Below are 19444 nucleotides of genomic sequence, written 5' to 3'. Positions count from 1 at the left end.
GGGCATCACGCCCTCGATCGGTTCGGTCGGCGACGCCTACGACAACGGGTTGATGGAATCGATCATCGGCCTCTACAAGACCGAATGCATCCAGACCACGGTGTTCCACGCCGGGCCCTACAAGACGCTCAACGACATCGAATACGCCACATCTGGTTGGGTTGATTGGTACAACCACAGACGTCTGCATAGTTCACTCGGAATGCTCACCCCAACCGAGTACGAACAGGCTTTCAACACCGCTCGCGACCGGCAGTCGCAACCCGTCTAGGAGCGGCACGAAAGTCGTGACGCTTCACACCGAACTCCGCAACCACTACCGACAACACCGCGCAATCGCCACCGCCCGCCACCGACTCATGCCACCACCGTTCTGATGGATCACTCAAGAACTGGCAGCTGCGAGCGCTACCTGTTTGATCCACTCTTCGATCGACAGTCCGGCCGCAGAAGCAGCGGCCTGACACCGTTCCCGCTGGTCGGCGTCGAGCTTGACCGCTATGTATCCCGCCGCGATCTGTGCGGCGCGAGCCCGTTCGGCCAGATAGCGATTGCGGATAACCCTGCGAATCCGCATCCGCAGCGCTTCCGGGTCCAATCCCGCCGCACTCGTGATGATCTGCGCCGCGCCACAACTGTCGTCGCCGACCAAGCCCAGCAGCAGGTGCTCGGTCCGGATCTGCTTGGCCCCATAGCGTCGCGCCTCCGCCAACGACCGTTCGAGCAGCGCTCTCGCGGCTGCCGAAAAGGTCAGCTCGCCGGCGGGCGAACCGCCTAGAACATGCCCCGCAAGCTGCGCCCGCACCCCATCCGCAGTGACGTTGCACGCGGCCAGGAACTGCCCTACTTCGCCGGCAGCAGGATCGAGCAAGGCCAGCAGCACATGCTCGGTGCCGATCTGATCGTTACCCAGTCTGCGGGCTTCGTCGGAGGCGCGAGCGATCACGGTACGGCTGTTGTCGCTGAACTTTTCCAACATCGCCCCTCGCTCTCTACTGCCATGATCCGCCGCGAGCGCGTTGCGTCCGACAGCCTCCGCGCAATCCCGACTACTGTTTTGGCTATGGCTCAGCCCGACACTGCCCAAACCGAGGACGATGCCGAGCGGCTGCCGGTGTGGCCCGGCCACCCGTTCCCGCTAGGCGCCACTTTCGATGGCGCCGGCACCAACTTCTCGCTGTTCTCCGAGGTGGCCGAGGCGGTCGACCTCTGCCTGATCGCGCGGGACGGTACCGAAACTCGGGTACCGCTCGAAGAAGTCGACGGATTCGTCTGGCACGCCTACCTGCCGACGATCGCCCCCGGTCAGCGCTACGGATTCCGGGTGCACGGACCGTACGAACCCGAGCACGGACACCGCTGCGACCCCAGCAAACTCTTGCTGGACCCGTACGGCAAAGCGTTCGACGGCGCCTTCGACGGCCATGAGTCGCTGCACAACTACGGCATGGACACCCTCGGCCACACGATGACCACCGTCGTGATCAACCCGTACTTCGACTGGGGTGCCGACCGTCAGCCGAATCGCCCCTACCACGAGACGGTGATTTACGAGGCCCACGTCAAGGGTCTGACCGCCACTCATCCCGCCGTGCCCGAAGAGCTGCGCGGCACCTACGCGGGCTTGGCACACCCCGCCATCATCGAGCACCTGCACAGCCTCGGAGTCACCGCCATCGAATTGATGCCGGTGCATCAGTTCATGCAGGACCAGCTGCTGCTCGACAAGGGACTACGAAACTACTGGGGTTACAACACCTTCGGATTCCTCGCGCCGCACAACGAGTACGCCTCGGCCAACAAGCCCGGCGCTACCGTCTCCGAATTCAAGGCCATGGTCCGCGACTTCCACGCCGCCGGCATCGAGGTGATTCTCGACGTGGTCTACAACCACACGGCCGAAGGCAACCACGAGGGCCCAACCATCAGCTTCCGCGGCATTGACAACGCGGCGTACTACCGGCTTGTCGACGACAACCCAGCCATGTACATGGACTACACGGGCACGGGCAACAGCCTCAACGCCCGCCACCCCCACACGTTGCAACTCATCATGGATTCGTTGCGGTACTGGGTGCTGGAGATGCACGTCGACGGCTTCCGGTTCGACCTCGCCTCGACGCTGGCTCGCGAACTCCACGACGTCAACCGACTGAGCGCGTTCTTCGATCTGGTGCAGCAGGATCCGGTGGTCAGCCAGGTGAAGCTCATCGCCGAGCCCTGGGACGTCGGCGAAGGCGGCTATCAGGTGGGCAACTTTCCCCCGCTGTGGACCGAATGGAACGGCAAGTACCGCGACACGGTCCGCGACTACTGGCGCGGTGAGCCGGCAACCTTGGGCGAGTTCGCCTCTCGATTCACCGGCTCCTCGGACCTGTACGAGGCGACCGGGCGGCGGCCCGGCGCGAGCATCAACTTCGTAATCGCCCACGACGGTTTCACCCTTCGAGACCTGGTGTCCTACAACGAGAAGCACAACGAAGCCAACGGCGAGGACAACAAGGACGGGGAAAGCCACAACCGGTCGTGGAACTGCGGGGTCGAAGGCCCCACCGACGATCCGCAGATCAACGAATTGCGGGATCGGCAGAGCCGCAACATTCTTGCCACTCTGATGCTCAGCCAGGGCACGCCCATGCTGGCCCACGGCGACGAATTGGGTCGCACGCAACAGGGGAACAACAACGTCTATTGCCAGGATTCTCCGCTGTCCTGGATGGACTGGTCGATGGTGGAAAAAAATGCCGATCTCCTCGAATTCACCCGAAGCGCAATCCAATTGCGAGCCAAGCACCCGGTCTTCCGACGTCGCCGCTTCTTCGCCGGCACGCCGATCCGGAGCGGCGATGAAAACCGCGACATCGCCTGGCTGACGCCCGACGGCGAGGAAATGACTCCCGACCACTGGAACAGCGGTTTCGGGAAGTCGTTGGCGGTGTATCTCAACGGCGAGGCGATCCCCGAACCGAACGAGCGCGGCGAACGAATCGTGGACGACTCGTTCCTGCTGTGCTTCAACGCGCACGACGAGGCTATCGACTTCGTGCTCCCCGACGACCGATACGCGAACACCTGGACGGTCGCCCTGGACACCTCGGTGCCGCAAGGACTTTCCGACACCGAGTTCGACGCCGGCGCAACCGTGACCGTCACTGCCCGCTCGCTGCTAGTGCTGCGGCGGACGGCCTGAGATGGCGACGCCGTCGAGCACCTACCGACTGCAACTGCGCGGTGACGCCCTTACCCTCGACGATGCGGTCGAACTCGTCGACTACCTCGACCGATTGGGTGTCACGCACCTGTACCTATCGCCGATTCTCACCGCCGCGGACGGTTCCACCCACGGCTACGACGTCACCGACCCCACCACGGTCTCAGCGGCGTTGGGTGGCTTGCCCGGGCTGCGCCGACTCGCCGCCGCAGCCCAGCAGCGCCAGATGGGGCTGATCGTGGACCTGGTACCGAACCATCTGGGAGTGGCCGATCCGCGCCAGAACCCGTGGTGGTGGGACGTGCTGCGACTCGGCCGAGAATCGCCCTACGCCAAATACTTCGACATCGACTGGCGGCCGGAGAACGGCGCAGACGGCCGGATCGCGCTGCCGTTCCTGGGCAGCGCGGACGCCGTCAGCGAGTTGACCATCGATCGGTCCGGTAGCGAGCCACTGTTGGCTTACTGGGAGCACCGCTTTCCGCTGGCACCCGGAACAGACACCGGTAGCGCAACCGAAATCCACGACCGCCAGCACTACGTCCTCGTGCCATGGCAGGCCGGAATAGCCACGTACCGACGGTTTTTCACGGTCAACGAGCTGGCCGCGGTTCGCCAAGAAGATCCGGAAGTGTTCGAGGCGACCCACCAGCAGGTCGAAACCTGGGTCCGCGAAGCGCTGATCGACGGCCTCCGGATCGATCATCCGGACGGATTGGCCCGACCCGCCGAGTATTTGGCACGGTTGCGCGAACTCATCGGACCCGATCGCTGGCTGGTGATCGAGAAGATTCTCGGTGCCGACGAACCCCTCGATGCCACCCTGCCGATCGCGGGGACCACCGGCTACGACGCACTGGCCGAGCTCGACGGGGTATTCATCAGCCGCGACGGCGAAGCGGCGCTCACCGAGCTCTCGCGGGAGCGCTCCGGCAACCCCGGTGATGCTGCAACGCTCGAGAGTCTCGAGCGCGCCGCCAAACGGTCGATGGCGGAGTCCAACCTGCGGCCGGAGCTCCGTCGGCTGACCGCCGCGGTTTGCCGCGAGGCCAATTTCACTGGCGATTCCGAGGCGCTGTCCGACGCGATTGTCGCGGTGGTCGCCGCCGTACCCGTCTACCGAACCGACTATGCCCCGCTGACCACGTTGCTGCGCAGCGTGATTGCCGACGTGCAGTCCAGCCAGCCTGAACTCGGCGATGTGCTCGGCATCCTCACAACAGCCCTGGCGACCAACGGCGAAGCGTTCGTGCGCTTTCAACAGGTCTGCGGCGCGGTGATGGCCAAGGCCGTCGAGGACACCGTCTTCTATCGCACTGCCCGGCTGGTGTCGCTGCAGGAAGTGGGTGGGGAACCGGGTCGGTTCGGGCTGTCCGTCAACGAGTTCCACCTGGCCAACGCCGCCCGCGCGCAATGGTGGCCCGCGGCCATGACCACCCTGTCCACGCACGACACCAAGCGCGGCGAGGATGTCCGGGCCCGGATCGGGGTGCTGTCGCAGGTGCCTGAACTGTGGGCGACCTGCCTGGCGGAGTGGGAACAACTCGCCGCCAGTCCCGATCCGGTGACGGGGCTGTTCCTGTGGCAGAACATCTTTGGCGTGTGGCCCGTTGACGGCGAGCTGAGTCCAACCTGGCGCGGTCGGGTGCACGGCTTCGCCGAGAAGGCCATGCGTGAGGCCGGGGTTCGCACATCGTGGCAAGCACCTGACACCGAATTCGAACAGCGCGTGCACGATTGGCTCGACAGCATCGTCGACGGGCCGGTCGCCGCGTCGATGACCGCGCTGGTCCAGCAGCTGGCACCGCACGGATGGACGGTGTCGCTGGGGCAGAAGTTGTTGCAGCTCTGCGGTCCGGGAGTTCCCGACGTCTATCAGGGCACCGAATTGTGGGACGACTCGCTCGTGGACCCGGACAACCGGCGTCTCGTCGATTTCGACGCCCGCCAGCGAATGCTCGCCGAATTCACCGCTGCCCCGGACGTCGACGCCAGCGGAGCCGCCAAACTGTGGGTGGTCACCAACGCGCTGAGGCTGCGCCGCGAACGGCGGGCAAGCTTCGTGGGCGGTAGCTACCACCCCATCTTCGCCGACGGCCCGGCCGCAGCGCATCTGGTCGGCTTCGGCCGCGGTCCGGCGTCGCAACCTGCGGACGTCATGGCGCTGGCAACGCGGCATTCGGTGCGGCTCGCCGAAAGCGGCTGGGGCACCACCGTTGTCGATCTCGGCTCCCCGCAATGGACCGACCGGCTCACCGGCCAGACCCACACCGGCCGGGTGGCACTGAGCGAAGTCTTCGCGAAATTGCCGGTCGCGCTGCTCGAAATCTCACGTTAGGGCCGCGACAACCGTTTACCCACCGTGATGCTGCCGCCATTCGAGACCATCGTCGCCCGGCACGGACCGGCCGTCTTACGGGTGTGCCGGGCGCTCGTGGGCCCCACCGACGCCGAAGATGCCTGGTCAGAGACCTTTCTATCAGCACTGCGCGCCTACCCGGGACTGCCCGCCGACAGCAACATCGAGGCGTGGCTGGTGACCATCGCGCGCCGCAAGGCACTCGACGTGATTGATTCCCGGCGCAGACAACGTCGCGTCATCGAAGACCTACCACCACCGACACGGCCGACAACAGATGGCGCGGTATGGGAAGCCGTCGCCGCACTCCCGTTGAAGCAACGCGAGGCGATCGCCTATCACCACCTCGTGGGTCTGCCGTACGCCGAGGTGGCCGTCATCCTCGGCAACAACGAAGCCGCCGCCCGACGCGCCGCTGCAGACGGCATGCGCACTCTTCGAAAGACGCTCGACCACAAGGATTTCGCATGAACGACACGATTCTCACCCAACTGACCGACGACGAGCCAGCCACCTTGCACCGCCTGCACGCCCGCCTGGCCGAAAACGCCGCGGCCACCGATACCCTCGACGTGGCCTACCGAACCGTCGACACCCCCATCGGACCGCTGCTGCTCGCGGCCACGGAACACGGACTGGTCCGGGTCGCGTTTGCCGTGGAAGGCCACGACACCGTGCTGCAGAACTTGGCCGAGCGGATCAGTCCCCGAATTCTGGCTGCCCCGAAGCGGCTCGACGCGGCCGCGCACGCTATCGACGAGTACTTCGCGGGCCGGCCGGTCCGATTCGAGCTACCGCTGGACCTGCGTCTGTCGCGCGGTTTTCGGCTGACCGTGCTGGAACAGCTGCGCCGCATCGGCTACGGCCAACGCGCCAGCTACGGAACCGTCGCCGCCGAGCTCGGCAGCCCGCGGGCCACGCGCGCGGTCGGGACCGCCTGCGCCACCAACCCGCTTCCGGTGGTCATCCCGTGCCACCGCGTGGTGCGCAGCGACGGCAGCGTCGGGCAGTATCTGGCCGGTCCGGCAGTGAAGCGCGCGTTGCTCGACCTGGAATCGGGTTTGGCGCCGCACTTTTTGGGACACGATTGAGCTATGCCCAATGACGTAACGGCCCACCTGTTCGAAGTTTGGGCACCGATCCCTGACAACGTGCGGCTCTGGGTCGACGGCACCGACCACCCGATGACGCGTGACCAGCAAGGTTGGTGGCGAGCACAGGTCGATACCGCCGCCGACGCCCGCTACGGATTCAAACTCGACGACGAGGAGACCGTCCTCCCCGACCCGCGCTCGCCGCGTCTGCCCGACGGCGTGCACGAGCCATCGCAGTTGCATCGGCTGGATCCAGCGAAATGGACCGACCAGGGCTGGACCGGCCGCCCGCTGCCGGGGGCGGTCATCTACGAACTGCACATCGGCACGTTCACGCCGGACGGCACGCTCGACTCGGCGATCGAACGGCTCGACTACCTCGTCGACCTCGGCGTCACGTTCGTCGAACTGATGCCGGTCAACGCCTTCAACGGCGTGCACAACTGGGGTTACGACGGCGTGGGCTGGTACGCGGTGCACGAGGCCTATGGCGGACCCGACGCGCTGCAGCGCTTCGTCGACGCGTGCCACGACAAGGGTCTCGGCGTCGTCCTCGACGTGGTTTACAACCACCTGGGCCCCTCCGGCAACTACCTCGACCGCTTCGGCCCCTATCTAGCAGAGGGCGCGAACACCTGGGGCCGGACCATCAATATCGCTGGGCCGCAATCGGAACCGGTGCGCCGCTACATCATCGACAACGCGCTGCGCTGGTTCGAAGAGTTCCACATCGATGCGCTGCGGCTCGACGCTGTGCACGCGCTCGTCGACACCACCGCCATGCACATCCTGGAGAAACTGGCGATTCAGACCCAGCGCCTAGCCGCGCATCAGCGCAGACCGTTGAGCTTGATCGCGGAGAGCGATCTCAACGACCCGAAGTTGATCACCCCGCGGGCGGCCGGCGGCTACGGCCTGACCGCGCAGTGGGACGACGACATCCACCACGCCATCCACGCCGCGGTCTCCGGCGAACGGCAGGGCTACTACTGCGATTTCGGTTCGCTCGACGTGCTCGCGCGGACGCTGACCCACGGCTTCTTCCACATCGGCAACTATTCGACGTTTCGCCAACGACCGCACGGGCGGCCCATCGACGTCCGCAAATTGCCGGCCAGTTCGCTGCTTGCCTACACCTGCACCCACGACCAGGTGGGCAACCGCGCGCTCGGCGACCGGCCGAGCGCCTACCTGTCGCCTGGTCAGCTCGCCATCAAGGCGGCGCTGGTGCTGCTCTCGCCGTTCACCACCATGCTGTTCATGGGCGAGGAATGGGGTGCCAGCACCCCATTCCAGTTCTTCACCTCCCACCCCGAGCCGGAATTGGCCAAGGCGACCGCGGAAGGTCGCAAACGCGAATTCGCCGAACACGGCTGGAACACCGAAGACATCCCGGATCCGCAGGATCCGCAGACCTTCCTGCGGTCCAAGCTGAACTGGTCGGAGCTCGCCGAGGCGCCACACGAGCGGGTGCTGCAGTGCTACCGCGACCTGCTGGCGCTGCGCCGCGACCACGCCGGCGTCAGCGACCCGTGGCTGCCCGGCCTGACCGTCGATTACGACGAAGACGAGTGCTGGATCATGTTGCGGCGCGATAGTTTACGGCTGGTGTGCAACCTCGGACCGACGCCGACGACAGTTCCCTATGGCGGGCAGCCGGTGCTGTGGTGGGAGGAGCCGCAATCGGACGAGACGCAATCGGCCACGACGGTGCCTGGCCACTCGTTCGTGGTGCTCAGGTGAGGTAGCGGTAGGCAGGCGAACCCGGGTCGAGCTGTTCACACTCGATCATCGAGCTGTCCATGCGTTCGAGCAGCCCCGCCAGACCCTCGGCCGAGCCTAGTTCGATGCCCACCAGCGCCGCGCCGGTCTCGCGGTTGTTGCGCTTGACGTACTCGAACAACGTGATGTCGTCCTCCGGGCCCAGCACCTCGTCGAGGAAGCGCCGCAACATGCCGGGCTCCTGCGGGAAGTCCACCAGGAAGTAGTGCTTGAGACCCGAGTGCACCAGCGACCGTTCCAGGATTTCGCCGTAGCGGGAGACGTCGTTGTTGCCGCCGGAAATCAGGCACACCACGGTCGAGCCGGGGGCGATGTCCACGGTGGTCAGCGCCGCCACCGACAGCGCGCCAGCCGGCTCGGCGATGATGCCGTCGTTCTGATACAGCTCGAGCATGGCCGTGCAGATGGCGCCCTCGTCCACGTGTGTCATCACGAACGGACCGGCTTCGTGGCCGGCCGAGCTCGACGTCACCGGTGACGGCTGGTGCGAAATGACTTTCGCGCCCAACCGGATCAGTGTCTCGAACGGGATGTCGCCGACCCGTCGGACGGCGGCTCCGTCGACGAACGGGTCGATCTCCGGGAGGGTCACCGGCATGCCCGCGACGAGGGCGGCGGTCATCGATGCCGCGCCCGCCGGCTCGACACCCACGATCGCCACGCCAGGTGAGCGCTCCCGCAGGTAGGTGGCGATGCCGGCGATGCAACCACCCCCGCCGACCGGAACGATCACGGTGTCCGGCGCCTGATCGAGCTGCTCGAGTATTTCCGCTGCAATGGTTCCCTGACCGGCGGCGGTGCGCACGTCATCGAACGGGGCCACCATCGTCGCTCCGGTCCGGGCGACGTCCTCGGCGGCCGCGGCGGCGGCGGCGTCGTAGGTGTCGCCGATCGCGATGATCTGGACGAATTCCCGGCCGTGCGCCTTGATACGGTCGCGCTTCTGTTTCGGCGTTTTGGCCGGCACGTAGATCCGCCCCGCGATTTTCATCGTGCGGCACGCGAACGCGACGCCTTGGGCGTGATTACCGGCGCTGGCGCACACAACACCGGCGGCGCGCTCGTCGTCGGACAGCTGCAGGATCAGGTTGTAGGCGCCGCGGATCTTGTAGGAGCGGACGACCTGCAGATCCTCACGCTTGAAATAGACCTCGGCGCCGGTCAGCTCGGACAAACGCTCGCTGTACTGCAGCGGTGTGGCAGCAATAGCGCCCGAAATCCGCTTCGCTGCCGCATCAATCTCATCCGCTGTCAAGGCAGGCGGAGAAACAGGCAGATCTGCGGCATCGCGGCTGGTGGACACCTGATTATGCTGCCATACGCCTCGTTATCAGCGCGGAGTGAGGACGAATACCGGGATCTCGCGCTCGGTCTTGCGCTGGTAATTGTCGTAGTCCGGCCATACCTGCGCTGCGCGCTCCCACCAGACGCGCCTTTCCTCACCGTGCACCTCGCGTGCGGTGTAGTCGCCTGTCTTTTCGCCGTCACGTAGTTCGACGTGTGGGTTCTTGACCAGGTTCCAGTACCAGACCGGATGCGTCGGGGCTCCGCCGCGGGAGGCGACGACCGCGTATTCGCCATCGTGCTCCACGCGCATCAGTGGAGTTTTGCGCAACTTACCGGTCTTGGCACCGACCGACGTGAGCAGCACGATCGGCTTGCCTTGCAGCGTATTGCCCGACTTACCGCCCGAGTTCTCGTATTCCTCGGCCTGTGTGCGGGCCCAATCGGAGGTGCTTGGTTCGTATTCTCCAGTCAATGGCATATCTGCGCCAACTCCTCGGTTATCGAAATTGTTCCCCCGAGCTAGGCCAGACAACTCGGCCCAAGCAGTGCCTTCAGGTCGCCCATCAAGGCTGGCGACGGCGTCACGCGCAGGTTGTCGTCGAGCCGGAGTGTCGTCGTCTGCGAGTTGCTGATCAGCCGTAGGTGCACGTCGGCCGTACCCGGATGGCTGGCCAGCACCCGCTTGAGCGCTCCCACCTTGTCCGGCGTACACATTCGGGTGTGAATGCTCACGGCCAACGGCTTCGCCGTCCCCGCGGCCGAAAGATCGGGAACCACAAGGTCGTTGGCAATGATCGAGATGCGCTCGTCGCGAATGTTCACGCGGCCCTTGATCAACACGATCGAGTCCTCGGCGATATCCATGCCGTAGAGGGTGTAGGCCTGCGGGAAGAACATCACCTCCACGCCGCCGGTGAGGTCCTCGAGAGTGGCCGAGGCATAGGCCGCCCCGTTCTTGTTGATACGGCGGTTCACCGCCGTGAGGATCCCGCCGAGCACCACCTGGGCGCCGTCGGACACCTCGCCCTCCAGAATGGTCGGGATGGGCGTATCCGATTGCGCCGCAAGGATATGTTCGACGCCGTTGAGCGGATGGCCGGAGACATAGAGGCCGAGCATCTCCCGCTCGAGCGCAAGCCGGTGCTTGGTGTCCCATTCCTCGTCCGGAACCTTGACCCGGAAGACACCGGACACCGACTCATCCGAACCGCCGCCGAACAGATCGAACTGGCCGATGGCCTCGGCCTTCTTGGTGCTCATCACCGCATCGATCGCGTCGGAGTGGATGAGCAGCAAGCCCTTTCGCGGGTGACCGAGCGAGTCGAACGCACCCGCCTTGATCAGCGACTCGGTTACCTTCTTGCTGCACGCGGTCGCGTCGATCTTGTCGAGGTAGTCCGAGAAGTCGGTGAACTTGGACTTGGTTCGGCGCGCCTCGATGATCGAGGCCACCACGTTCGATCCCACGTTGCGCACCGCGCCGAGGCCGAAGCGGATGTCCGCGCCGACCGAGGCGAAGTTCTCCTCGGATTCGTTCACGTCCGGTGGCAACACCGTGATTCCCAGGCGGCGGCAGTCGGCCAGGTAGACCGCGGCCTTGTCCTTGTCGTCGCCGACCGAGGTGAGCAGCGCCGCCATGTACTCGGCCGGGTAGTTGGCCTTGAAGTAGGCCGTCCAAAACGACACCAGGCCATAGCCCGCCGCGTGCGACTTGTTGAACGCGTAGCCGGCGAAGGGGAGGATGGTGTCCCACAGCGCCTTGATGGCCTCTTTGGAGAAGCCGTTCTCCTGCATGCCCTTTTCGAAGCCCTCGAACTCGGCGGCGAGGACTTCGGCCTTCTTCTTACCCATCGCCCGGCGCAGAATGTCTGCTCGACCGAGCGAGTAACCGGCCACCTTCTGCGCGATCTGCATGATCTGCTCTTGGTAGACGATCAGGCCGTAGGTGTCGGCGAGGATCTCCTTCAGCGGCTCCTCGAGCTCCGGATGAATCGGCTTGACTTGCTGTAAGCCGTTCTTGCGCTTGGCGTAATCGGTGTGGGCGTTCATGCCCATCGGACCGGGGCGATACAGCGCCAGCACGGCAACGATGTCCTCGAAGCCCGTCGGTCGCATCAGCCGTAGCAGGTCGCGCATCGCCCCGCCGTCGAGCTGGAAGACGCCGAGCGTGTCGCCCCGGGCGAGCAGCTCATACGTCGCCGGGTCGTCGAGCGGCAGCGTGTCGAGATCCAGGTCGATGCCGCGGTTGGCCTTGAGGTTGGCGATCGCGTCACCGAGCACGGTCAGGTTGCGCAGGCCGAGGAAGTCCATCTTCAGCAGGCCGATGGCCTCGCACGATGGATAGTCCCAGCCGGTGATGATGGCGCCGTCCTGCGGGCGCTTCCAGACCGGGATCGCGTCCATCAGCGGTTCCGACGACATGATCACCGCGCAGGCATGCACGCCCGCGTTGCGGATCAGGCCCTCGAGCCCGCGCGCGGTCTGGTAGATCTTGGCGACGTCCGGATTGGACTCGATGAGCGCGCGAACCTCGCTGGCTTCCTTGTACCGCTCGTGGTTCGGATCGGTAATCCCCGACAGCGGAATGTCTTTGGCCATGATGGCCGGGGGCAGCGCCTTGGTGATCTGGTCGGCGATGGCAAAGCCCGGTTGCCCGAACTGAACTCGCGCCGAGTCCTTGATCGCGGCCTTGGTCTTGATGGTGCCGAAGGTAATCACCTGGGCTACGCGGTCGCTGCCCCACTTCTCGGTGGCATAGCGCACCATCTCACCGCGGCGGCGGTCGTCGAAGTCGATATCGATATCGGGCATCGACACGCGCTCAGGGTTGAGGAACCGCTCGAACAGCAGCCCGTGCGGAATCGGGTCGATGTTGGTGATGCCCATCGCGTAGGCCACCAGCGAACCTGCGGCGGAACCACGCCCCGGCCCGACCCGGATGCCCACCTCGCGCGCATGGTTGATCAGGTCGCCGACGACGAGAAAGTAAGCGGGAAAACCCATCTCGTTGATGACGCCGATCTCGTACTCGGCGCGGTCGAGATATTCCTGCGGAACTCCTTGCGGGAAGCGCCGTTCGAGACCCCGGTGCACTTCCTTGCGCAGCCAGCTGGCCTGCGTTTCACCGTCGGGGACCGGAAAGATCGGCATCCGGTCGTGATGGGTCCACACGTCGGCGTAGGACTGGACCCGCTCGGCGATGAGCAGCGTGCTGTCGCACGCACCGGGCACCTCGTTATCCCAGATCGCCCGCATCTCGGCGGCCGACTTGAGGTAGTAGCCGTCACCGTCGAACTTGAATCGCGTTGGGTCCGAAAGCGTTTTACCGGTCTGGATGCACAGCAGCGCCTCGTGGTTCTCCGCGGCGTCCTTGGTGACGTAGTGACAGTCGTTGGTGGCCAACGGCGCAATGCCGAGTTGCTTACCGACGTTGAGCAGGCCTTCGCGCACTCGGCGCTCGATGGACAGCCCGTGATCCATGAGTTCGAGGAAGAAATTGTCCTTGCCGAAAATCTCCTGCCACTTGGCTGCGGCCTCGAGCGCCTCGCGCTCCTGACCGAGCCGCAGCCGGGTCTGCACCTCGCCCGAGGGGCACCCGGTGGTCGCGATGATGCCCTCGGCGTGAGCGGCGATGATCTCCGAGTCCATGCGCGCCCACTTGCCCAGCTGGCCCTCGATCGACGCGAGCGAGGACAGCTTGAACAGGTTGCGTAGCCCGGTCGCGTTTTCGGCGACCATCGTCATATGGGTGTACGCGCCGCTGCCCGAGACGTCGTCGGACTTCTGGCTCGGGTCACCCCACTGCACCCGCTTGGTGTCAAAGCGGGAGGCGGGCGCGATGTAGGCCTCGATTCCGATGATCGGCTTGATGCCGGCCTTGACCGCCGAGTTGTAGAACTCCGACGCACCGTACATGTTGCCGTGGTCGGTCATGCCGACCGCTGCCATCCCCAGCCGATTCGCCTCCGCGAACAACGGCGAAATCTTCGCCGCGCCATCGAGCATCGAGTACTCGGTGTGGTTGTGCAGATGAACGAACGAGCCGGTGTGCGACGTGTCGGTCAAGACGGATCCCTCCGGAGTCGAAGTGCCGTCGAGTCTAAGCGCACCCACCGACAGGATTTGCAGGCGCGCGGCGACGTAACAACTGAGGCAGATGAGGCGTGCGGGCGGCACTGCGTCCACCAGCAAACTATGTTATGTTGCCTAGCATAATTTGGAGTGGAGGTTGCGATGGCCGCACCGGAAGTACACGCCACGGCCTGCGTGTTGTGCGAGTGCAACTGCGGAATCACCGTCGAGCTCGACGGCCGCCGGTTCGCGAAGATCCGGGGCGACAAGTCCCACCCCGCGTCGGCTGGCTACACCTGCGAAAAGGCGATGCGGCTCGATCTCTACCAGAACGGCCCGCACCGCATCACCAGCCCGCTCAAACGGATGCCGGACGGCTCTTATGTCGAAATCGACTGGGACACCGCGCTCGACGAGATCGCGGCCAAGCTCGCCGCCATCATGCAGCGGCACGGCGGCGACAAGATCTTTTTCTATGGCGGCGGCGGCCAAGGTAACCACTTGGGCTCCGCCAACGCGCTCGCGCTGCGCGGCGCGGTCGGCTCGGTGTACCACTCCAATGCGCTCGCCCAGGAAAAGACCGGCGAAATCTGGGTCGACGGCCGTCTCTACGGCGGCCACACCAAGGGCGACTACGAGAACGCCGAGGTCTTGGTCTTCGTCGGCAAAAACCCGTGGCAGTCGCACAGTTTCCCGCGCGCCCGGCCCGTGCTCAAGCAGGTGGCCGCGGACCCGAAACGATCCATGATCGTGGTCGATCCGCGGGCGAGCGAGACCGCCGCGCTGGCCGATCATCACCTGCAGGTCTCCCCCGGCTGCGATGCCTGGCTGATGGCCGCGATCGTCGCGGTGATCGTGCAAGAAGACCTCGTCGACACCGCATTCGTCGCGGCGCACACCACCGGCCACGAGCAGGTGCTGGCCGCTTTCCGGACCGTCGACATTGCCGCCTTCGCCGCCAAAAGCGGTGTGCCCGAGGAGCAGATCCGGGCGGCCGCCCGCCGCATCGCGACCGCCGAAAGCGTCTGCGTCTATGAAGATCTCGGCGTGCAGCAGGCACCGAACAGCACGCTGACGTCGTACCTGAACAAGCTGGTATGGATCCTGACCGGCAACTTCGGCCGGCCCGGCACGATGTTCCTGCACTCGACGTTCGCATCGCTGACCGGCGGGTCGGGTGGCGGCGGCGAGCGCAAGGCGCCGACCAGGCTGGATCGCGCCCGCACGACTGTGTTGACACGGGCGGTGCCCATCGTGGGCAAAGCGCTCAGCCGAATACTGCCAGCGCTCTCGCGGGTCCCGGCGCTGCAGACCACCGTCGAGGCGGGATCGCGGAGCCTGCTCGAAGCCCTCGCGCCGCTGGCAGGCGGGATGTTGGCCGGCGGCTCCGCCTCGGGTGGCAGCGGCCGCACCACGCCGGTCACCGGCGCGAAGATCATCGGCGGGCTCATCCCCTGCAACTCGATCGCCGACGAGATCCTGACCGACCACCCGGACCGGTTCCGTGCCATCTGGATCGACTCGTCGAACCCCGCGCACTCGCTGGCCGATTCCAAGCGCTTCCGGGCAGCCATGCGCGCGCTCGAGCTGTCCGTGGTGATCGACGTGGCGTTCACCGAAACCGCCCGCCTGGCCGATTACATCCTGCCGGCCGCCAGCCAGTTCGAGAAGCCCGAGGCGACGTTCTTCAACTTCGAGTTCCCGCGCAACGTCTTCCACCTGCGCAAACCGGTGCTGGAACCGCTTGCGGGCACGCGCTGCGAACCGGAGATCTACGCGCAACTGCTGCGCCGGATGCACGTTGTGGACCAAGAGACCCTCCGGCGCCTGCGTCGGGCCGCCCACACCGGCCGGGACACCTTCGCCGCGACGTTCCTGGCCACCGTCGCCGCCAACCCCGAGCTGGGCAAGGTGGCTCCGTACCTGCTGTACGAAACCCTCGGTGAGACCCTGCCCGCACCTGTCCGCGGCGCCGCCGTGCTGTGGGGCGTTGCCCAGCTGTGCGCCTTGTCGAATCCCAAAGGTGTTGCGCGCGCGGGCTTTGCCGGAAAAGGCTTGCGGCCGGGCAACGCGCTGTTCGACGCGGTCATCGAATCACCCACCGGCGTCGTCTTCACCGACGACACCTGGGACGACGTGTGGCACTACGTCAAACGCAAAGACCGCCGGTTCACCATCGCGGTCGAGGACTTCCTCGACCAGGTTCGAGGTCTGGGCGCAGCTCGGTCGGTGTGGACGAGCGAAGAATTTCCGTTGGTGCTCGCGGCCGGCGAACGCCGGTCCTTCACAGCCAACACCATCTTGCGCAACCCCGAGTGGCGCCGTCGCGACAAGAACGGCAACCTGCGCATCAGCGCCGCCGACGCCGAGCGACTGCGGCTCACTGACGGCGACCGCGCACGACTGGTGACCGCGGGCGGGTCCGCGCTGGTCACGGTCGAAATCAGCGACATGATGGCGGCCGGCAACATCGCCCTGCCCAATGGGCTCGGCCTGGACTTCCCGGCCGGCCAAGGCGAAACCACCTCGGCTGGCGTGGCGCCGAACGAATTGACCAGCACCGGCCTCAAGGACGACTTCGCCGGAACGCCCTGGCACAAACACGTTCCCGCGCGGCTCGAGGCAGTCAAGGCCTAGCATTCTGGCGGTGAGCACCCCGCGTTGGCTGAGCATCGACCTCGACAATGTGACGCTGTCCGCCCTCCAGTGGGGCGGCGATTCCGGCCCGCTCGCGCTGTGCCTGCACGGCTTCCCCGACACGGCCTGGACGTGGCGGTACCTGGGACCGGTGCTCGCCGAACGCGGCTGGCGGGTCGTCGCGCCCTTCACCCGCGGCTACGCGCCGTCGGAGATCCCCACCGACGGCAGCTACCACGTCGGCGCTCTGATGGCCGACGCCCTCGGTGTGCACGAGGCGCTCGGCGGTGACGACTCGGCGGTACTGATCGGTCACGACTGGGGCGCGGTGACCTCCAATGCCCTTGCGGCCTATCGCGGTTCACCCTTCCGCCGGATCGTGTCGATGGCAGTACCACCGGTTCCGTCGGTCACCCGGACCAACCCGCTGCAGCTGGTCAGGCAGCTCCGCAAGAGCTGGTATATCGGCTTCAATCAGCTCCCGCGGCTGCCCGAGAGTTCGCTCGACCGCCTGGTGCCCCGGTTGTGGCGGGACTGGTCACCCGGGTACGACGCGAGCGCAGACCTGCCCGCGGTGGCCACCGCCATCTACGCGCGCAGCAATCGCGCTGCGGCCTTGGGCTACTACCGCGCATTGTCACCGCTGTCGCGACCGCCGCGGCACTATCGCGCCCTGCAGGCGGCATGGCTGCAAGAACCCCGGACCCCGATGCTGTACCTGCACGGCGTCAACGACGGCTGCATGTCGGTGCAACTGACCGATCGCGTCGAAAATTATCTGCCCGCAGGCAGCGCCGTACTGCGCGTCCCCGGCGCCGGACACTTCCTGCAACTCGAGCAACCCGAACAGGTCAACGCCGCGATCATCGATTTCCTGAGTTAGGCGGGCGGCACGGGCCCGTCGTCAGGACCGGGAACCGCGATATCGGTCTGCTCAGGAAACAGCGGCCGCACCGAGAACCGACCGAACACCGCGTCGGCGGGCAGCGCCTCCACCGCACGCACCGCGGCGTCCTGGGATATCCGCTGCAGCGCCGGATTGTCCGCGCGCACCAGAAACGCGACCACGCACGGGCATCCGGCAGTGAGCCGTGCGGACACCACCGCCGCCACCTGCGCCTCGCGTCCGTCGGAAACCTGCCCACGCACCTGATCGGCGGCAACCCTGTCCGACCACAACACCGAGCGCGGATCGGCCGACACCGCGACCGTCACCACCGGGCTCTGCACCCGATCGATCGGCACCCGGTACAGCACCTCCGAGACCCGGACGCCGTCGGCGATGCGAACCACGTCAGCGGGCGTAAGTTCCTGGTGCAGGGATACCAGGGCCCAGTGTTGATCATCAACTGAGCCACCCAGTGTGCGGTTCGCCCGGTCCAGGTACCCGCCCACCCGCTCGCCGGAATCCGGACCCAGCGCGTCGGTTGCCACCGCGGCCGGCCGCGGCGGGTTGAGGATGCCGACGAGGAGCACGACCACGAACGCCGCGATAACGCCGAAACCGACCAGCCACTGCGTGCGCTCACGCACTCCGCAGCACCTCGAGCGCGTGTGTGAGATCTGCGGGATAGTCGCTGGTGATTTCCATCCACCGGCCGTCGGCCGGATGAGTGAAGGCCAGGGAGCGCGCGTGCAGCCACTGCCGTTCCAGGCCCAACCGCTGCGCGAGCCGTGGGTCCGCGCCGTAGGTCAGATCGCCGCAGCAGGGATGCCGGATCGCGGCGAAGTGCACACGAATCTGATGAGTGCGGCCGGTCTCCAGATGGATGTCGAGCAGGCTCGCCGCCTGGAAGGCCTCGATCGTGTCGTAGTGGGTGACGCTCGGGCGCCCGTCAGCGGTGACCGCGAACTTCCAGTCGTTGCCGCGCGCGCGACCGATCGGCGCGTCGATTGTGCCGCTGCTCGGATCGGGGTGCCCCTGCACCAGCGCGTGATACCTCTTGTCGACGGTGCGCTGCTTGAACGCGCGTTTGAGCACGGTATAGGCCCGCTCGGACTGCGCCACCACCATCACCCCAGAGGTGCCGACATCGAGGCGATGCACGATGCCCTGCCGCTCGTGCGCGCCCGAGGTGGAAATGCGATAACCGGCCGCCGCCAGGCCGCCGACAACCGTGGGGCCGCTCCAGCCCACGCCGGTATGCGCAGCGACGCCCACCGGCTTGTTCACGGCGACGATGTCGTCATCGGCGTACAGGATCTCCATGCCCTCGACGGGTTCGGCGTCGATCGTCAATTCGCGCCGCGGCTCGGGTAGCTCCACTTCCAGCCACGAATCGGCCGCCAGCCGGTCCGACTTGCCCGCCGCCACTCCGTCGATATGGACCGCGCCCTCTTCGGTCAACGAGGCGACCGCCGAGCGGGACAGCCCCAGCAGGCGCGCCAGACCCGCATCCACCCGCATGCCCGCCAAGCCGTCCGGGATCGGCATGGCCCGGCTTTCTCTCACTTGACCGGCTCCGAGTCTTCTTCGTCCCCTTCTTTCTCGGCGACCCGGTCGCTGCGGTGCCGGGTGCCGTCGGGTTCGAAACCGAACAGTGTCAACCCGACCAGCAAGATCGCGCCGCACACGATGCAGGAGTCGGCGACATTGAACACCGGCCACCAGCCCACCGAGATGAAGTCGACCACGTGACCCTCGAGCGGTCCCGGCGCGCGAAAAAGTCGGTCCACCAGGTTGCCGAGCGCGCCACCGAGCACCATCCCGAGCCCGATCGCCCACCACAGCGAGCGCAGCGTCCGGCCGATCCGGATGACACCGATCACCACGGCCACCGCGATCAAACTCAACACCCACGTCATGCCGGTAGCCATGGAGAAGGCCGCCCCAGGGTTGCGCACCAGTGTCAGCGTCGCAAAGTCCCCGATGACGCGGATGTGCCGGCCGGGTGCAATCGTCGCCACGACCACGCATTTGGTCACCACATCGGCGATCAGCAACGCCGCTGCGACACTCAGAACAGTTCGCAGCCGAGTCTGCGGTACGCCAGTGCTCACCAG

At 66.1% G+C, this 19444-nt stretch carries 15 protein-coding genes; 8 read left to right on the top strand and 7 right to left on the bottom strand.

All coding sequences use genetic code 11. From position 1 onward, the window contains the following. Positions 1–271, top strand: a 271-nt coding sequence (locus tag FOS14_RS05835) for an integrase core domain-containing protein (RefSeq protein ID WP_143769309.1), incomplete at its 5' end; no start/stop codon positions are given. A gap of 114 nt (positions 272–385) precedes the next feature. On the opposite strand, the gene FOS14_RS05830 is transcribed toward FOS14_RS05835, so the two are convergent. Further along, complete coding sequence (locus tag FOS14_RS05830) at positions 386–979, bottom strand: Clp protease N-terminal domain-containing protein (RefSeq protein WP_143769308.1); 594 nt, start codon at positions 977–979, stop codon at positions 386–388. Between the two features lie 84 nt (positions 980–1063). On the opposite strand from FOS14_RS05830, the gene glgX reads away from it, so the two are divergent. From glgX to treZ, 5 genes are read left to right on the top strand one after another with little or no spacing between them, the layout of a single operon-like run. Further along, the gene (gene glgX, locus FOS14_RS05825; protein ID WP_143769307.1) at positions 1064–3190 is read left to right on the top strand and encodes a glycogen debranching protein GlgX; all 2127 of its coding nucleotides are present in this window, start codon (positions 1064–1066) and stop codon (positions 3188–3190) included. A 1-nt stretch (position 3191) separates the two neighbouring features. Then, positions 3192–5549, top strand: a complete 2358-nt coding sequence (gene treY / locus FOS14_RS05820) for a malto-oligosyltrehalose synthase (protein ID WP_143769306.1) — start codon at positions 3192–3194, stop codon at positions 5547–5549. Positions 5550–5573: 24 nt separating this feature from the next. Further along, entirely contained in the window at positions 5574–6041 is a 468-nt protein-coding gene (locus FOS14_RS05815; protein ID WP_143769305.1) for an RNA polymerase sigma factor, read from the top strand. After that, complete coding sequence (locus tag FOS14_RS05810) at positions 6038–6661, top strand: methylated-DNA--[protein]-cysteine S-methyltransferase (RefSeq protein WP_185981627.1); 624 nt, start codon at positions 6038–6040, stop codon at positions 6659–6661. Before FOS14_RS05815 ends, FOS14_RS05810 begins: the two co-directional genes overlap by 4 nt. 3 nt (positions 6662–6664) lie before the next feature. After that, complete coding sequence (treZ, locus tag FOS14_RS05805) at positions 6665–8407, top strand: malto-oligosyltrehalose trehalohydrolase (protein ID WP_143769304.1); 1743 nt, start codon at positions 6665–6667, stop codon at positions 8405–8407. Here the strand turns inward: treZ and ilvA are convergent. From ilvA to dnaE, 3 genes are read right to left on the bottom strand one after another with little or no spacing between them, the layout of a single operon-like run. Next, positions 8400–9749: a threonine ammonia-lyase IlvA gene (gene ilvA, locus FOS14_RS05800; RefSeq protein WP_143769303.1), complete on the bottom strand. Its 1350-nt coding sequence runs from the start codon at positions 9747–9749 to the stop codon at positions 8400–8402. The genes treZ and ilvA overlap by 8 nt on opposite strands. Positions 9750–9776: 27 nt before the next feature. Continuing rightward, positions 9777–10211 (bottom strand): nitroreductase family deazaflavin-dependent oxidoreductase, encoded by a 435-nt coding sequence (locus tag FOS14_RS05795; RefSeq protein WP_143769302.1) that lies wholly within the window; start codon positions 10209–10211, stop codon positions 9777–9779. Positions 10212–10252: 41 nt separating this feature from the next. Beyond that, entirely contained in the window at positions 10253–13798 is a 3546-nt protein-coding gene (gene dnaE / locus FOS14_RS05790) for a DNA polymerase III subunit alpha (protein ID WP_143769363.1), read from the bottom strand. 168 nt (positions 13799–13966) lie between these two features. Between dnaE and FOS14_RS05785 the strand changes: the two genes are divergently transcribed. Together FOS14_RS05785 and FOS14_RS05780 are read left to right on the top strand one after the other, a co-directional pair. Then, on the top strand, positions 13967–16441 hold the full coding sequence (locus tag FOS14_RS05785; RefSeq protein WP_143769301.1) for a molybdopterin-dependent oxidoreductase: 2475 nt from the start codon (positions 13967–13969) through the stop codon (positions 16439–16441). A 10-nt stretch (positions 16442–16451) separates the two neighbouring features. Continuing rightward, positions 16452–17324, top strand: a complete 873-nt coding sequence (locus FOS14_RS05780; protein WP_143769300.1) for an alpha/beta fold hydrolase — start codon at positions 16452–16454, stop codon at positions 17322–17324. On the opposite strand, the gene FOS14_RS05775 is transcribed toward FOS14_RS05780, so the two are convergent. From FOS14_RS05775 to lspA, 3 genes are read right to left on the bottom strand one after another with little or no spacing between them, the layout of a single operon-like run. Beyond that, the gene (locus FOS14_RS05775) at positions 17321–17974 is read right to left on the bottom strand and encodes a hypothetical protein (protein WP_255450096.1); all 654 of its coding nucleotides are present in this window, start codon (positions 17972–17974) and stop codon (positions 17321–17323) included. The genes FOS14_RS05780 and FOS14_RS05775 overlap by 4 nt on opposite strands. Continuing rightward, complete coding sequence (locus FOS14_RS05770; RefSeq protein ID WP_143769299.1) at positions 17967–18893, bottom strand: RluA family pseudouridine synthase; 927 nt, start codon at positions 18891–18893, stop codon at positions 17967–17969. Before FOS14_RS05770 ends, FOS14_RS05775 begins: the two co-directional genes overlap by 8 nt. Then, positions 18890–19441, bottom strand: coding sequence for a signal peptidase II (lspA, locus tag FOS14_RS05765; RefSeq protein ID WP_143769298.1), 552 nt, complete (start codon positions 19439–19441; stop codon positions 18890–18892). Before lspA ends, FOS14_RS05770 begins: the two co-directional genes overlap by 4 nt. Between the last annotated feature and the right edge of the window lie 3 nt (positions 19442–19444).

Source organism: Skermania sp. ID1734 (genome assembly GCF_007489285.1).
Classification (GTDB): Bacteria; Actinomycetota; Actinomycetes; order Mycobacteriales; family Mycobacteriaceae; genus ID1734.
Note: the sequence above shows the minus strand (reverse complement) of the source record. Positions and strands in the feature narration are given on the sequence as shown.

What these genes read in the sequence shown, in the direction of transcription:
- FOS14_RS05830 (WP_143769308.1), bottom strand. Translation starts at nt 979, where the DNA reads ATGTTGGAAAAGTTCAGCGACAACAGCCGTACCGTGATCGCTCGCGCC.
- glgX (WP_143769307.1), top strand. Translation starts at nt 1,064, where the DNA reads ATGGCTCAGCCCGACACTGCCCAAACCGAGGACGATGCCGAGCGGCTG.
- treY (WP_143769306.1), top strand. Translation starts at nt 3,192, where the DNA reads ATGGCGACGCCGTCGAGCACCTACCGACTGCAACTGCGCGGTGACGCC.
- FOS14_RS05810 (WP_185981627.1), top strand. Translation starts at nt 6,038, where the DNA reads ATGAACGACACGATTCTCACCCAACTGACCGACGACGAGCCAGCCACC.
- treZ (WP_143769304.1), top strand. Translation starts at nt 6,665, where the DNA reads ATGCCCAATGACGTAACGGCCCACCTGTTCGAAGTTTGGGCACCGATC.
- FOS14_RS05795 (WP_143769302.1), bottom strand. Translation starts at nt 10,211, where the DNA reads ATGCCATTGACTGGAGAATACGAACCAAGCACCTCCGATTGGGCCCGC.
- FOS14_RS05785 (WP_143769301.1), top strand. Translation starts at nt 13,967, where the DNA reads ATGGCCGCACCGGAAGTACACGCCACGGCCTGCGTGTTGTGCGAGTGC.